This is a genomic window from Brevibacterium sp. 91QC2O2 (genome assembly GCF_024580695.1).
GTDB lineage: Bacteria > Actinomycetota > Actinomycetes > Actinomycetales > Brevibacteriaceae > Brevibacterium > Brevibacterium moorei.
This window is the reverse complement of record NZ_JANIJY010000001.1, coordinates 60,037-74,910: the sequence shown is the minus strand read 5'-3', so window position 1 is coordinate 74,910 and position 14,874 is coordinate 60,037. Positions and strand designations below refer to the sequence as shown.

The following is a 14,874-nucleotide window of genomic DNA, read 5'->3' as shown; positions in this document are numbered from 1 at the left end:
TACCCAGTGCACGATGTCACATCGTGGCATCCGACAGCGGCACCCGGCCGTGTCAGCGCCCGCGGCTAGGGTTGTCGCATGCGCATACTCCACACCTCGGATCTGCACCTGGGACGCACCTTCTTCGGTTTCGACCTGAGCGCGGCCCACACCGCGCTGGCAGAGCATCTGGTCGACGTCTGTGCCGAACGCCATGTGGACCTCCTCATCATCGCGGGCGACGTCTACGACCGCGCGATCCCGGGACCCGCGGCCGTCGCCGCCTTCGACACACTGTTGGCACGCCTGCGCCAGGCCGGCGTGGCGGTCCTGGCCACCAGTGGCAATCATGATTCGTTCATGCGGTTGGGCTTCGGCCGGGAATTGTTCGATGACTCCGGAATCCATCTGCGCACCCGCCTGGCGGACCTTGTGCGCCCGGCGCTCATCGGGCACTCCGACGCCCACGTGGCCGTCTACGGCATTCCCTATCTGGAGCCCGCACTGGTGGCCGACCGGCTGGGTGTTCCCCGGACCCACGCCGCGGTCCTGGAGCGGGCTATGGAGATCATCCACGATGATCACTCCCGCAACCACCCCGGTACCCGACTCGTGGTGGCCGCCCACGCCTTTGTCACCGGTTCCGGTCCCTCCGAATCCGAACGCCAGATCGATCTGGGCGGGGTCGGCTCCGTGCCCGCGGCCACATTCGCCTCCACCGCCTATACCGCTCTGGGCCACCTACACCGCCCTCAGGACCCACTGCCCACTGTGCGGTACTCGGGGTCTCCCCTGGCGTTCGGATTCGACGAAGGGCCCAAACGGCTATTGCAGATCGACGTCCCACCCGATGGTCCCGCGCAGGTCGAGGCCATCGCCCTGCCCTGTTTCGTCTCCGCCCGGACTCTGACCGGCACCCTGGCCGAAGTGCTCGGGACCCCGGACGACGGTTCCTTCGTCGAGGTCCGGCTGACCGATCCGGCCAGGTCGCCGCAGGCCCTACCGCGCCTGAAACAGGCCTTCGAACGACTGGTCCGCTACGAATGGACGAACCTGCCGACTCCCACGGCCACCGCACCGACCGGCTCCACTCAAGCGCGCACCGATACACAGGTTTTCATCGACTTCATGCGCACCACCACCGGACAGCCTGCGACCGCGGAGGAAACCGCACTGTTCGATACCGCGCTGGCCCAGGCGCTGCGGGAGGACGCATGAGACTGCACACCCTGGAATTGAGCGCTTTCGGGCCCTTCGCAGGACGGATTCACATCGACTTCGACCGGCTCGCCGCCGACGGACTGTTTCTCATCTCCGGTCCCACCGGCGCCGGGAAGACCTCGATCCTCGATGCGGTCTGCTATGCGCTATACGGACGCGTTCCCGGCCAGCGCAACGATGCCCACCAACTGCGCGCCCAGGCCGCGGGCCCCGACATGCCGACGACGATCACCCTGACCTTCAGCGCACGCGGTCACACCTACCGGGTCGAGCGGACTCCGGCCTATGAACGCCCAGCCAAGCGGGGCAACCGGATGACCGTGCAGCGCGCCCAGGCGTTCCTCAGCGAATTGCGCGGCGACGGTCCCGCCGGCCTGACCCGGACCAATCAGGAGACCTCGCAGACCATCCAGAACCTCATCGGCCTCAATGCCGAACAGTTCACCAAGATCATCATGCTGCCACAGGGACAGTTCGCACAGTTCCTCAAGGCCGGCCCACAGGAACGCGAACCGATCCTTCAGCAGTTGTTCGACACCGGCCGTTTCGCCGCTGTCGAACGCATTCTGTCTGCCGACGCGACCGCGGCGCGCCGCGAGATCGGCACGATCTCGGCCACCCGGACGCACACAATGGCACGGGCATTGGAGATCGCGGGCCTGCCCGGCGATGCCATCGCCATTCCGGACCATCCGACCTCGGCCGAAGTCTCACTTGCGCTGTCCGTGGCCCGAATCCAGACCCAGGAGGAGTCCTGGGCTGCCGCTGAGATACTCGCACTGGCCCAACAGGAGGTGACCGTGGCCGCCGGTCGGGTCGAACGGACACAACAGGCCATCGACCGACGCGCCCTGGCCGATCGGATTCGCTCACTCCAGACCGCAGTCGACGCCGGTGCCGCCGACCTGCATTCGAGCCGCACTGAACTTGCACGTCTGCGCCGGGCCCGGGAGCTCACGAGCCTGGCCGAGGAGTCCAGCAGACGCCAGGCCACGGTCAGGGAGCTCGACGCCGCCGCCGGACGCGCCGCGCAGGCCCTGCAAGAGGTAGCGAACAGACTGGGTCTTCCGGAGTCGGCAGAGCTCCCCCATACCCTCCTCGAATCCCGATTGGCGCTGCGCGATGCCGCAGACAGGCTGGCCGAAGGCCTGGGCCGGCGCGCCGAGCTCCTGGCCAGAGTCGACCGACTCACCGCAGACGTGGCGTCTGCCCACGAAACCGCCGACGCCGCCTCCTCTGCGCTGGCCGAACACATAGAGCGCGTGAACAGCACGACCGCCGCACTGATTCCCCCCGAACGCCTCGAAACACTTCGCGGCAGGGTCGCCGAGGCTACCCGGCGTCGCACTGCGGTACGGGAGGCCTGTGCAGAGCTCGAACGCACCTCGGCCGAACTCCTCAGGACCCAGAACGACCTCGACCGTGCGCAGCACCGCGCGGAAGACGACCGAAGTGCCTTCGAACGGACCCGAAACCTGCGCCTGGCCGGGTTCGCCGCTGAACTCGCAGCCCAATTGCAGGACGGTGCGGCCTGCCCGGTCTGTGGATCGGAGGAACACCCTGCGCCGGCCGGTACCGCACCAGATGCCGTGACCCGCGCAGATGAAGAGGCCGCGGCCACCCGCTGGACCCAGGCCGAGTCCCACCTGCAGGACGTCAGGATCGCATTGGGCGAGGCCCGAGACGCCCATACCGCTGCGCGGACCCGCGCGGAGGCACTGGGCGGCGTCGATGAGGAATCCGCAGCAGCGGAACTAGCAGAGGTCACAGCCCATCTGCGGGAACTCGAGGCCGGCGCCCAGGACCGGGTACGGGCCGCGTCCGCCGCTGAAGCGAGCCGACAGGAGGCACAGACGCACGCCACAACCTGCCGGCGGCGAGCCGACGCCTTGCAGGATCAGCTCACCCACGCCAGCGCGGACCTCGCTGCCCTCGCGACGGCCTCTCTCCTGCCGGAGGAGGAAACGCTGGCCGCCGCCGGCCTGACCGCTCCACGGGAACCGGAGGCGGCGCAGATCCTGGCAGCCGACTGTGCCGAGCTGGTCGAGGCCACACGTCGGGCCCAGCTGGCCGCGGGCGAAGCCGCGGCCGCCCTGGCAGTCTCCCAGGACACCAGTGAGCGCTTCGCCGCACTCCTATCCGACTCCCCGTTCGCCGATCCCGAAGAACTGGCACGGGCCGCCACCGGAGACGAGTCCGCACTGGCCTCCCGAATCCGGGCCCACGAGGATGCCGCCTCCCGACTCGCGCAGTTGCGTGAGGATCCGGCAGCGCCGGCCGCACTGGCCGACTCGAGCCCGGACGAGCTCCTCACAGATCGCCGCGACGCCGCACGCCTTGGGCTCGTACGAGCCCAAGCGCAGCAGAGCGCTGCGGCGGAGCGATTCACCCTCGCCCGACATGCGGCCACGGAACTGGCCGAGCAGGGCACCGCCCACGCCCGCCGTGCCACCGCACAGGACGCCCGCATGTCCCAGCTGGCCACCAGGGTGCGCCTGGCGGAGACGGTCAGCGCCACCGGTGCCGACAACCTCAAACGGATGCCGCTGACCTCGTACGCCCTGCTGGCACTGTTCATCGATGTCACGCGCAACGCCTCACAGCGCCTGACGACCATGAGCCGGGGCCGCTACCGCCTGGTCCATGACGACGGGCTGCACAAACGGGAGAAACGTGCCGGGCTCGGACTATTGGTAGAGGACTCCTTCACCCAGACGCTGCGCGATACCCGCACGCTCTCCGGCGGAGAGAGCTTCATGGCGGCACTCGCCCTCGCCCTGGGCCTGGCGGACACCGTGGCGGCGCAACGCGGTGGAATCGACTTGGACACCCTCTTCATCGACGAGGGCTTCGGATCCTTGGACCCCGATGCGCTGGCAGAGGTCCTGGCGGTGCTCGACGAACTGAGGGAGGGCGGCCGGACCATCGGAATCATCTCCCATGTGCAGGCGATTCACGATGTAGTTCCGAACACGTTGACGGTAGTCCCATCCCCCACGGGTTCGACTATTACAACGCATTCGGCTCTCCGGTAGGCGCGGGATGAAGAAATCACCCCGGTCGGTGCGATAACGTTAAGGTTGTGATCGTCCTCAGTGTTTCAAGTCTAAAAGGCGGAGTGGGCAAGACCTCGGTCACCTTGGGTCTCGCATCGGCCGCGTACAGCCGTGGGGTTCCGACCCTGATCGTCGATATGGATCCGCAGGCGGATGTATCCACGGGTCTTGATATTCCCGTGCAGACCCCGCTCGACGTCGCGGACGTCCTCGCCGCGCCCAAATCCAAGCTGCTCGGTGATGCGCTGGTACCCAGCGGGTGGACCGACAAGCGCGGACGCGTCGACGTCATCCCCGGTTCTCCACGGGCTGCGGAGTTCGACCGGCCCTCGCTCTCCGACCGCTACCTGCGCAAACTCCGGGAGGCGCTGAGCCGAATCGCCCAGGACTACCGCCTGGTCATCATCGACACGCCGCCCTCCCTCAACGGACTGACCCGGGCGTCCTGGGCGGCCAGCCAGCGCGTCCTCATCGTCACCGAGCCGGGGCTGTTCTCCGTTGCCGCCGCCGACCGGGCACTGCGGGCCGTCGACGAATTACGCCGCCACTCCTCTGCTACCGTCCAGCCATTGGGCATCGCAGTGAACCGGGTGCGGCCCAACTCACGTGAGCACCAGTACAGGGTCAATGAATTGCGCGAGATGTTCGGTCCCCTTGTGCTCTCCCCTGCTCTACCCGAGCGCACGGTCCTACAACAGGCCCAGGGCTCTGCCCGCCCGATCCATGCCTGGCCGGGGCGCCCGGCCGCCGAACTGGCCACCGCATTCGACCAGATCCTCGACCGTACGCTACGTGCCGAGAGTATCCGCGGGTCCGAGGACCGGGAGCGGACACGGTCCGCCCAGGCACCGACGGTACCCGCCGAGCCGAACGCGGTCACAGACGCCGGGGCACAACCCACCGGCCAGACACCGGCCCCGGAGTCGGAACCCCCGACCCACGAGGACGCGTTCCTCATCGCACTCGAACGGCGGGCAGCCGAGAAGACCGGCACCTCAGCGAACTCGGTGAAGACACCGGTCAAGCCGGACATTCCGCCGACCTTCACGGCGCAGAGTCCCACAATCGCTGCGCCCGCCGTGCCCAACAGTCCGCCGCAGCAGATCTCCCCTGCTCCGCAGACCGCCGCACCGGCAGCGGCTGCACCCGGTCGGCCCGATCGTGCCCCGTCCGCAAATGCCGCTGGTGAACCGAGTCTCCGCCGCCCGCGCGGTAATGACCGCCGGCCCCTGGACCAGCCCGATTCCCCCGCGGACACGCCCTCCGAAGGCGAACGAAAGCCCCGCCGACCCCGGCACTGACCCACCCCGCCAGGGGCAGCATTGCGCTGGACCCTGCCGACACCACCAATCATCTCGGTGATGTTGGCAGGGTCCTTTTGTCGTCTTACCCTCTCGGCTTGCATTTCCGGGCCGGGCACCGACTGCCATCAAGGGGAACCAGAACGATCCGTTGTGGGCGCGCAGTTTGTGAGCCGGACACGAAAAACGCCCGTGGGGCGGACACCCTCAGGTGTCCGCCCCACGGGCGTGTGCCTTACTGCCGGCTCAGTGCTCCAGCTCGCCGGTGGAACCATGGCCCTCGACTGCATGGGCCGCGTGGGCCTCATCCAGTTCGGCCTTGGTCACCGGTTCGACACGGTCCTCGTAGAAGAACTTCGACAGGGCCGCGCGAGCCTTCTCCGCACCCGAGACCTTGCCCCTGGCATCCGGCTGCGCCGGAACATAGGACGGGGTCTGGAATGCGGTCAGGCGCCAGCGTTCGTGCTCGTCCAGGGGCTTGTGGCGTTCCTGGTACTCACCGTGGGGCAGACGGATGATCTCGCCGGATTCGAACCCGTGCAGAGCGATCTCCCGGTCCTTGCGCTGCAGGCCGATGCAGATCCGCTTGGTCACGATGTACCCGATCACCGGACCGACGAAGAACAGCGTCCTGAACACGTAGATCATGTCGTTCAGCGACATGTGGAAGAACACAGCGATCAAGTCGCCGGAGGCGGCAGCCCACATCGCGCAGTACCAGATGATCACGGCCACGCCCAGCGCGGTGCGCGTCGGGGCGTTGCGCGGACGGTCCAGGATGTGGTGCTCACGCCTGTCCCCGCTGATCCACGCTTCGATGAACGGCCAGACGACCATGCCGCCGAAGAGAACAGCCGCCGCCAGCAGAGCCGGGAAGATGTTCAGCGAGATCGGGTAGCCGAAGACGTAGAACTCCATCCAACCGGGCAGCAGGCGCAGGAATCCATCCATCCAGCCGATGTACCAGTCGGGCTGGGTACCGGCGGACACTGGCGAAGGATCGTAGGGACCGTAGTTCCAGATCGGGTTGATCGTGAACAGCCCGGCCATCGCCGAGAGCAGGCCGAAGATCATGAAGAAGAAGCCACCGCCCTTGGCCGCGAAGGTCGGCAGGACGGGCTCGCCGACCACGTTCTTCTCCGTGTGCCCGGCACCGGGCCACTGCGTGTGCTTGTGGATGACCACGAACATCAGGTGCACGCCGATCAGGGCGATCAGCAGTGCCGGGACGATCATGATGTGCACGGAGTACAGGCGCGAGACGATATCGGTGCCGGGGAACTCACCGCCGAACAGGAAGAACGACAGGTAGGTGCCGATCAGCGGGATGGACTTCAGCAGACCGTCGATGATCCGCAGGCCATTGCCCGAGAGCAGATCGTCGGGCAGGGAGTAGCCGGTGAAGCCGGCGGCCATACCCATGGCGACCAGGCCCACGCCGACGATCCAGTTGACCTCGCGCGGCTTGCGGTAGGCGCCCGTGAAGAAGATGCGCAGAGCGTGGATGCTCAGTGCCGCCATGAACAGCAGGGCAGCCCAGTGGTGGATCTGGCGCAGGAACAGGCCGCCGCGGACCTCGAAGGAGATGTAGAGGGTCGAAGCGTATGCCTCGGATACCTCGACGCCCTTCAACGGAGTCCACGGACCCTCGTAGTGCGTCTCCCCCATCGCCGGATGGAACCACAGCGTCAGGAAGGTCCCGGAGAGGACCAGCACGATGAAGCTGTACAGGGCGACCTCGCCCAGCATGAACGACCAGTGGGCCGGGAAGATCTTACGGCCGAACTCCTTGACGGCCGCGGAGGCCCCGGTTCGTTCCTCGATCCACTTCGAGGTGGCGGCGAGAGCCGGGGGTGCGTTGAGATCGGTACTCATCGAGATTCAGTCTCCCTCGTGTGAACCTCCCAGAAGGACGGGCCGACGGGCTCGGTGAAGTCGCGCTGGGCGACAAGGTAGCCGTCGGAATCGACCTTGATCGGGAGCTGCGGAAGCGGACGCTTGGCCGGCCCGAAGATGACCTTGCAGTGATTGGTCACGTCGAAGGTCGACTGGTGGCACGGGCACAGCAGATGGTGCGTCTGGTGCTCGTACAGGGCCACGGGGCAACCCACGTGCGTGCAGATCTTGGAGTAGGCGACGATGCCGTCGACCTGCCAGCTCTCACGCTCGGGCTTGGTATTCAGCTGTTCGGGATCCACCCGCATCAGCAGAACAGCGGCCTTGGCCTTCTCATTCAGCGGGTCCTCCGACTTGTTCATTCCCTCGGGGATCACGTGGAAGGCGGAACCGATCGTGACATCGGAGGCCTTGATCGGGGTCTCCACCGACGGCACGCCGCCGGTGTCCTTGCACAGGCGAACGCCCGGGCCCCACAGGGTCTCGAACATCTTGTTACCGGGCAGCGGGCCCAGATCGCGCAGCACCAGGATCGCGGGCAGAGGCGCGATGGCCACGGCGGCGATGAGCATATTGCGGATCAGCGGACGACGGGCGATGCCCGATTCGTTCTTGGCCTGGTTGAAGATCTCGATGGCGATTGCCTGATCCTCTTCCGAGCCCGGGATGCTGTGGCGATCCTCCGACACCTCGGCGTCGGTGATCAGGGTCTTGGCCCACAGGATGATGCCGATACCGATGCTGAACAGCGCGACCGTCAGGCCGATGCCCAGCATGGTGTTCTGCATGCGGACAGAGCCGATCTGTCCGTCAAGCGGGAACAGGAAGTACGACACGATGAACCAGATGGTGCCGACCATGGACAGAAGGAACCAGGCCGCAATCTGGCGTTCAGCCACCTTCTCGGCAGCCGGTTCGACGTCTGTGATGCGCGGTTTGTGCTCGGGGAGACCGGGGTTTTCGAACCCGTTCACCACTTCGAGCTCACCGGCCGTGGAACCTGAATGCTGATTCGAGCTCATTCGCTTCCTCGTTTAGTGATCGTTGTGGATAGAGACTTCTGGGGCATTTACTTCGACCGAGCCGTAAGCCAGACGGTGATGCCGATGACAGCGGCCAGACCGAAGAACCAGACGAACAGGCCTTCTGCGACGGGGCCCAGGGCACCGAGCTTGAAACCACCGGGCGACGGGGTTTCGGAGACCGTGCGGACGTAGGAGATCACGTCGCGCTTCTGTTCGGGGGTGAGATTGGCGTCGTTGAAGATCGGCATGTTCTGGGGACCGGTCTGCATCGCCTCGTACAGGTGCTTTTCGCTGACCTGCTGCAGATTCGGGGCGTACTTGCCACGCGTCAGGGCACCACCGGCGCCGACGACGTTGTGGCACATGGCGCAGTTGGTGCGGAACAGACCGCCACCGGCGGCCGCGTCACCCTTGGAGGCATCGAGGTATTCCGAGTCCGGAATCGACGGGCCGGGGCCCAGCGAGGCGACGTAGGCGGACAGCTGCTTGATCTGGTCGTCGCTGAACTGCGCCTTCTTCACGGGCGCCTGTGGGCCCGATGCCTGCAGCGGCATACGTCCGGTGCCGACCTGGAAGTCGACGGCCGAGGCTCCGACGCCAATCAGGCTGGGCCCGTTGGGAGTGCCCTGGGCACCAGCGCCATGGCAGGTCGCACAGTTGGACACGAACAGCTTCTTGCCGCCGTCGATATCGGAGGCCGAGTACTCTTCGGCCTTTGCCGTGCTGCTGGTCGTGAACAGGGCGTAAGCACCGCCCGTGAGCATCAGACCCATGAGGAGCAGCACGAGCAGAGCCATCGGGTGGCGTCGCCGTTGTGAAAGAAACTTCACGAGTTTGTCCTTTTCATTACTGGAAATACGTACGGTCGGAGCCGGTGGCTACTTCAGCAGGTAGATGACGCTGAACAGACCGATCCAGACAACGTCGACGAAGTGCCAGTAGTACGACATGCAGATGGCGAACGTCGCCTCACGATGACCGAACTTCTTGGCACCGTAGGCGCGGCCGATCACCAACAGGAAGGCGAACAGGCCGGCGGTCACGTGCAGGCCGTGGAAGCCCGTGGTCAGGTAGAAGACGGACCCGTAGGCATCGGAGTTGATCGCAATACCCTCGGAGACCATGTTCGCGTATTCCAGCACCTGGCCGGACACGAAGATCGCACCCAGGATGAAGGACAGGAAGTACCACTCGACCATGCCCCAGGACCCGACATTGAGCAGCCCGCCGGTACGACGGGGCTTGAAATGCTCGGCCTTGAACACGCCCATCTGACACGTCACGGACGACACCACCAGAATGATGGTGTTCACAGTGGCGTAGGGAACCTCGAGCTTCTGGGTTTCCGTAGCCCACATCTCCGGTACGACCGACCGAATCGTGAAGTACATAGCAAAGAGCGCGGCGAAGAACATCAACTCGCTCGACAGCCAAACCATGAACCCGACAGTGGTCGAGTTTGGCCTGTTGATCACGGGATGAACCGGCGCTGAGTGATTAGCAGTGGCAGTAGACACAGCCCTATTATTACTCAGTGCGCAGGCTAATTTCATCTTTCACTCAGGTTTGCGGAACTGTTTTTCTACAACGCGTAGTGCCTTCCGCGGATTCCCGGGCTTGGCAAGCTCTGACGCGGCAGATCGCCAGTCCCATAGGGTGACCAAGGTATCGCGAGCAGGCATCTTTAGGGCATCGGAGTATGTTCTAATTGCCGCGGCCGTGGCTGCGCCCGTTCCGGTCACACCGACGCCTGTAGCCACCGGCGGGCCCGGTCCACCGAGACAGCCAATAGGATTGCCACTGAGGGTGTCGCCGACGCCCTACGATGAGGTTTCCATTCCGAAAGGCACACCATGTCTCCATCCACTGCCACAGATCAGCCGACCGAGCCCACGTTGCGCGAGGTCCGCGACTGGTCCGATCTGCTGGTCGGACTGATGGCCCACCACGATATGGACCGTGCCACTTCGGCCTGGGCAATGGATCAGATCATGTCGGGCGTCGTGCCCGATGTCACTATGGCGGCTTTCCTTGTGGCCCATCACGGCAAAGGCGAGACCGTCGAGGAGATCTCCGGTCTGGTCGAGGCGATGATGGAGCATGCCGTGGAGCTCCCGGGCCTCTCCGATTCCGTCGACATCGTGGGTACCGGTGGAGACCGCGCCAAGACCGTCAACATCTCCTCGACGTCGAGCTTCGTGATCGCCGCCCAGGGCACCCGGGTGGTCAAGCACGGCAACCGGGCCACGTCCTCGGCTTCCGGTTCGGCCGATGTGCTGGAACGACTGGGACTGGTCCTCGACCTGACCCCGGAGCAGACCGTGGAACTGGCCCACGAGGTCGGAATGGCCTTCTGCTTCGCCAATGTCTACCACCCCGCCATGCGCTTCATCGCTCCTGTGCGCAAACAGATCGCGGTGCCCTCGGCCTTCAATATCCTGGGGCCCCTGACCAACCCCGCGCACACGAGGGCCACCGCGATCGGGGTGGCCGACCCGGCGATGGCGCCACTCGTCGCCGGCACCCTGGCCGCCCGCGGTGACACCGCAGTGGTCTTCCGCTCGCGTGATGGGCTCGACGAATTGAGCAACACCGCACCGAATGATGTCTGGGAAGTCCGCGGCGGCAACGTCGAGCACTCGGTCCTCGACGCCACCGAGCTGGGCCTTCCGCGGGTCACCAAGGAGGATCTCCGCGGCGGAGACCCCGCATTCAACGCCTCTGTCATGCGCCGGACCCTGGCCGGGGAGGAATCGCCGGTTCGCGATGCGGTCCTGTTGAATGCGGCGGCCGCTCTGGTCGCCTTCGATCGTGACGCGGGCGGCTCTTTCGCCGACCGCCTGTCCGTCAAGATCGAGTCCTCGCGCCGGGCAATCGACTCCGGCGCCGCCGCGGGACGGCTCGAGGCCCTGGTCGACGCCTCGCAGCGGATCGCAGCGCGGGGCTGACCCCGGGCTGTCTACTGGCCCGGGCGCACGGTGAAGGCCGCCGCCTGGGCCTGGGCGCCCTGCAGTGGACAGGTCCACGAAAGATCGCCCATGATGAATCGGGTTTCGCCGTTACCCAGCCAATCCAGCAACAGGCCAGTCTCCGCCCGCAGGGTCCCCGGCTGTTCGGAAACGTATTCGCCCGTCAGGCGCAGCACCCGGCCCGCCTGTTCCAACTGCTCGAGTCGGTCGACGTGGGCACTACCGGCCAACCGGCCGTACCTGAGGATCGCCACGTCGAATCCGCCGGCTGCCACCGGCTGGGCCGCCAGCACTTCCGGAAGGCCCTCCAATTGCGCCCGGGACTCGTTCCCGGCCGCGGACCGGAGGACGCGTAGCCCCGCATCGCGTGCAGTCGCCGCTGCCTCGTAGCGCTGGTCCCCCGCTAGTTCTGCCAGGCGCACGCGCAACCGGCCGACGAAGTCCACCGGCCGTCCCCGCCCCAACTCGATCAGATCCGCCAGACCGGCGGTGTAGTCCGCCACATCGAAGTCTCCTGCACACGGCCCAGCACAACCACCGATCTCCCCAGCAGGGCACCCGCGGAAGTCATGGAACTCCGCCCCACGGGGGACCCTGGTTGTGCAGGTCTTGAGCGGGTAAATCCGTTCCAACAGGTGTTTGACCCCGGCCGCCCCGCGATTGCTCCTGAAGGGCCCCAGTGCCGTCACATCCGGGCCCGGATCCCGTCGGGTCAGTGACAGGCGGGGATAGGCCTCCGCCGTCAGCCTGACCCAGGTGAGTCGGTCCGGATGCTTCGATGCCCGATTGTATGGTGGGGCCAGTTCGCCGATCAGTCGGACCTCACGCACCTGGGCCTCGATGATCGAATCACACACGATGGTCTGCACCCGAACGGCGGCTGCGATCATCTCGACCATCCGTCCCCGCGTTTCGGAAACGGTGAAGTACTGCTGTACCCGCGCATGCATGTTGCGACTCGTCCCGACATACAGGACCCGATCTGCCGCGTCGACGAACATATAGACACCCGGCCGGGCCGGCACGTCATGGGCCAAATGGCGTTTCTCCGCCCGGCGCCCGGTACCCACTGGCTTGAGCGCTTTCAATTCCTCGAGTGTGTCGATCCCTGCGGCGCGGTACCGGTCGAACAGGTGGTAGAGGATCTCGGCGGTTGCGGCAGCGTCGTCGAGCGCCCTGTGACTCGGCGAGACCTCGGTACCGAAAAAACCCGCCAGGGTCCCCAACTTGTGATTGCGCACCTCGGGACGTGGCACCACCTGTCTGGCAAGTCTGACGGTGTCCAACACAAGCGGCTCCGGCCAGGGATAGTCCAGCTCGCGGCATGCCCGCCGCAGAAAACCGATATCGAAGGGCGCATTGTGGGCGACGAATACGCTGCCGCGGGAGAATTCGAGAAATTCCGGTAGAACCGCGTCCAGGTACGGCGCGTTCTGGACCATCGAATTGGAGATCCCGGTCAGGTTCTGAACGAACGGGCTGATCACGGCCCGACGAGGACGCACGAGCGTCGAGAATTCCTCCTCGACTCGCCTGGCCCGAACGCGTACCGCACCGATCTCCGTAATCTCGTCGCGCGCCCCCAGGGTCCCGGTTGTCTCCAAGTCCACCACGGTGAAGGCGGCATCGGAGAATCGTGTGCCCAGCGACCTGAGATCCAGCTGCCCCGACCGTTTATCCTCCGGACGCTCGAATGCAGGGGTGAACTGCTTGCGCTGCGAACCACTCATATCCCCCATTGTGCCGCGGGCCCCTGACACAGCCGGCGGCATCGTGACCGTTTCGCGCGGCCCCGGCGCACACACTACAACGGCCCCCACCGTTTATAGTGGGTCTGGGCCGCCTTTGCCGGCAGGCCCGATATCGTGATGAGCGCGGTGCCCCGGCGCCGGGGACCCCTGAGAGGTACTGAGTGTTCTACTGGTTGTTGAAGAGGATTCTTGTCGGCCCATTGTTGCGGATACTCTTCCGGCCCTGGGTCCGCGGAGTCGAGAACATCCCCGACTCCGGCCCCGCTATCCTCGCCGGCAACCACCTGTCGTTCATGGATTCGATCTTCACCCCTCTGGTCGCCCCCCGTCCGGTGGTCTACCTGGCCAAACAGGACTATTTCAACGGCCGCGGGATCAAGGGCCGCTTGACCCGCTGGTTCTTCCTGGCGACGAATCAACTACCCATGGACCGCTCCGGCGGCTCGGCCTCTGAGGCCTCCTTGAACGCGGGATTGAAGGTTCTGGGTTCGGGCAACCTGCTGGGCATCTACCCTGAGGGCACACGCAGCCCGGACGGCAAGCTCTACCGCGGCAGGACCGGTGTCGCCCGCCTGGTCGTCGAAGCCCAGGTCCCCGTCATCCCCGTCGCCATAGTCGGAAGCGACAAGATCCAACCCCAGGGCAGACTCATCCCCCGCCTGCGCCGGGTGGGTATCATCTTCGGCGAACCACTCGACTTCTCCAAGTACACCGAGATGAGCGAGGATCGCTTCCTCCTGCGCTCCATCACCGATGAGATCATGTACGAGATCCTCCGCCTTTCCGGCCAGCAATACGTCGACTCCTACGCCTCCAGCGTCAAGACCCGATTGCTAACCGAATCACGGAACAGGCCCAAAGACTCCCAGTGAGCGCGACACGCCGAATTCTTCCGGCCCAGATCCTTGAGTGCGCCCGGACTTGAGCATAGATTGGTTTCAGTTATCAGCCCCGGGTGCCCCTCGGCGCGCCGGGCGGTACCCGGACCAGATGTGCGAGGGCACCTCACTTCCCGGTGGGTAGTAAGGAGGAGTCGGTGTGAACCGCTCAAGTTTTGATTCGATGGAGCCGAGTCCCGTGCCACGTGCGGCACAGGGCCTGCTCTTCGACGAAGATCTACCCGCCCTCGACGAGCAGGCCGGCTACCGTGGGCCCACTGTGTGCAGAGTCGTGGGCATCACCTATCGGCAACTCGACTATTGGGCCCGTACCGACCTCGTCGCACCCTCCATTCAAGAAGCCGACGGCTCGGGCACGCAGCGTCTCTACGGTTTTCGTGACGTATTGGTGCTCAAGGTAGTCAAACGTCTGGTCGATACCGGTGTTGCACTCAACCAGATCCGCGTGGCCATTAGTCATCTCCGCGAACACGGCATCGAGGAACTCGCCCAGATCACGCTGATGAGTGATGGCGCCAGTGTTTTCGAGTGCACATCCGCAGACGAGGTCATCGACCTCATCCAGGGCGGGCAGGGCGTCTTCGGCATCGCCGTCGGGCGCGTTTGGCGTGAGGTCGAGGGCAAGCTTTCCGAGCTTCCCAGCGAGCGTCCCCTAGACGCTTCAGGCCGGACCACCTCACCGGCGCCCATGGACGAGCTCGCGGCCCGGCGCGCCGCCCGCAGGGCACGCTAGCCGCGGTAACAGGCCACAGGTCAGGACATACTTCCCCGGGAGGG

At 65.6% G+C, this 14,874-nt stretch carries 11 protein-coding genes; 6 read left to right on the top strand and 5 right to left on the bottom strand.

The genetic code is table 11. The features are described 5' to 3' along the window. Positions 1-78: 78 nt before the first annotated feature. Genes NQ036_RS00345 through NQ036_RS15610 form a run of 3 tightly spaced genes read left to right on the top strand, consistent with a single transcriptional unit; the run spans position 79 to position 5,557 of the window. A complete protein-coding gene (locus NQ036_RS00345) occupies positions 79-1,197 on the top strand; it encodes an exonuclease SbcCD subunit D (protein WP_257046737.1) in 1,119 nt (372 codons plus the stop codon). After that, entirely contained in the window at positions 1,194-4,235 is a 3,042-nt protein-coding gene (locus NQ036_RS00340; protein WP_257056821.1) for an AAA family ATPase, read from the top strand. Before NQ036_RS00345 ends, NQ036_RS00340 begins: the two co-directional genes overlap by 4 nt. Positions 4,236-4,282: 47 nt before the next feature. Further along, complete coding sequence (locus NQ036_RS15610) at positions 4,283-5,557, top strand: AAA family ATPase (RefSeq protein WP_373566569.1); 1,275 nt, start codon at positions 4,283-4,285, stop codon at positions 5,555-5,557. A gap of 246 nt (positions 5,558-5,803) precedes the next feature. Here the strand turns inward: NQ036_RS15610 and NQ036_RS00330 are convergent, their stop codons facing one another. Genes NQ036_RS00330 through NQ036_RS00315 form a run of 4 tightly spaced genes read right to left on the bottom strand, consistent with a single transcriptional unit; the run spans position 5,804 to position 9,995 of the window. Then, positions 5,804-7,432 (bottom strand): ubiquinol-cytochrome c reductase cytochrome b subunit, encoded by a 1,629-nt coding sequence (locus NQ036_RS00330; protein ID WP_257046739.1) that lies wholly within the window; start codon positions 7,430-7,432, stop codon positions 5,804-5,806. Further along, complete coding sequence (locus NQ036_RS00325) at positions 7,429-8,475, bottom strand: ubiquinol-cytochrome c reductase iron-sulfur subunit (protein ID WP_257046740.1); 1,047 nt, start codon at positions 8,473-8,475, stop codon at positions 7,429-7,431. The genes NQ036_RS00330 and NQ036_RS00325 overlap by 4 nt, the downstream gene beginning before the upstream one ends. Before the next feature lie 47 nt (positions 8,476-8,522). Further along, the gene (locus tag NQ036_RS00320; protein ID WP_257046741.1) at positions 8,523-9,308 is read right to left on the bottom strand and encodes a cytochrome c; all 786 of its coding nucleotides are present in this window, start codon (positions 9,306-9,308) and stop codon (positions 8,523-8,525) included. Between the two features lie 48 nt (positions 9,309-9,356). Continuing rightward, positions 9,357-9,995 carry a heme-copper oxidase subunit III gene (locus NQ036_RS00315; RefSeq protein WP_257046742.1) on the bottom strand — a complete coding sequence of 213 codons (639 nt, stop codon included), beginning with the start codon at positions 9,993-9,995 and terminating at the stop codon, positions 9,357-9,359. Between the two features lie 336 nt (positions 9,996-10,331). Here NQ036_RS00315 and trpD point away from each other — a divergent pair, with 336 nt between their 5' ends. After that, positions 10,332-11,426, top strand: a complete 1,095-nt coding sequence (gene trpD, locus NQ036_RS00310) for an anthranilate phosphoribosyltransferase (RefSeq protein WP_257046743.1) — start codon at positions 10,332-10,334, stop codon at positions 11,424-11,426. 11 nt (positions 11,427-11,437) lie between these two features. Here trpD and NQ036_RS00305 read toward each other — a convergent pair whose 3' ends face one another. Further along, a complete protein-coding gene (locus tag NQ036_RS00305; protein ID WP_257056820.1) occupies positions 11,438-13,177 on the bottom strand; it encodes a DEDD exonuclease domain-containing protein in 1,740 nt (579 codons plus the stop codon). A 182-nt stretch (positions 13,178-13,359) separates the two neighbouring features. Here NQ036_RS00305 and NQ036_RS00300 point away from each other — a divergent pair, with 182 nt between their 5' ends. Continuing rightward, positions 13,360-14,070 (top strand): lysophospholipid acyltransferase family protein, encoded by a 711-nt coding sequence (locus NQ036_RS00300; protein WP_257046745.1) that lies wholly within the window; start codon positions 13,360-13,362, stop codon positions 14,068-14,070. 190 nt (positions 14,071-14,260) lie between these two features. Beyond that, complete coding sequence (locus tag NQ036_RS00295) at positions 14,261-14,830, top strand: MerR family transcriptional regulator (RefSeq protein ID WP_306439884.1); 570 nt, start codon at positions 14,261-14,263, stop codon at positions 14,828-14,830. The last annotated feature ends 44 nt before the right edge of the window (positions 14,831-14,874 follow it).

What these genes read in the sequence shown, in the direction of transcription:
- NQ036_RS00345 (WP_257046737.1), top strand. Translation starts at nt 79, where the DNA reads ATGCGCATACTCCACACCTCGGATCTGCACCTGGGACGCACCTTCTTC.
- NQ036_RS00340 (WP_257056821.1), top strand. Translation starts at nt 1,194, where the DNA reads ATGAGACTGCACACCCTGGAATTGAGCGCTTTCGGGCCCTTCGCAGGA.
- NQ036_RS00330 (WP_257046739.1), bottom strand. Translation starts at nt 7,432, where the DNA reads ATGAGTACCGATCTCAACGCACCCCCGGCTCTCGCCGCCACCTCGAAG.
- NQ036_RS00325 (WP_257046740.1), bottom strand. Translation starts at nt 8,475, where the DNA reads ATGAGCTCGAATCAGCATTCAGGTTCCACGGCCGGTGAGCTCGAAGTG.
- trpD (WP_257046743.1), top strand. Translation starts at nt 10,332, where the DNA reads ATGTCTCCATCCACTGCCACAGATCAGCCGACCGAGCCCACGTTGCGC.
- NQ036_RS00305 (WP_257056820.1), bottom strand. Translation starts at nt 13,177, where the DNA reads ATGAGTGGTTCGCAGCGCAAGCAGTTCACCCCTGCATTCGAGCGTCCG.
- NQ036_RS00295 (WP_306439884.1), top strand. Translation starts at nt 14,261, where the DNA reads ATGGAGCCGAGTCCCGTGCCACGTGCGGCACAGGGCCTGCTCTTCGAC.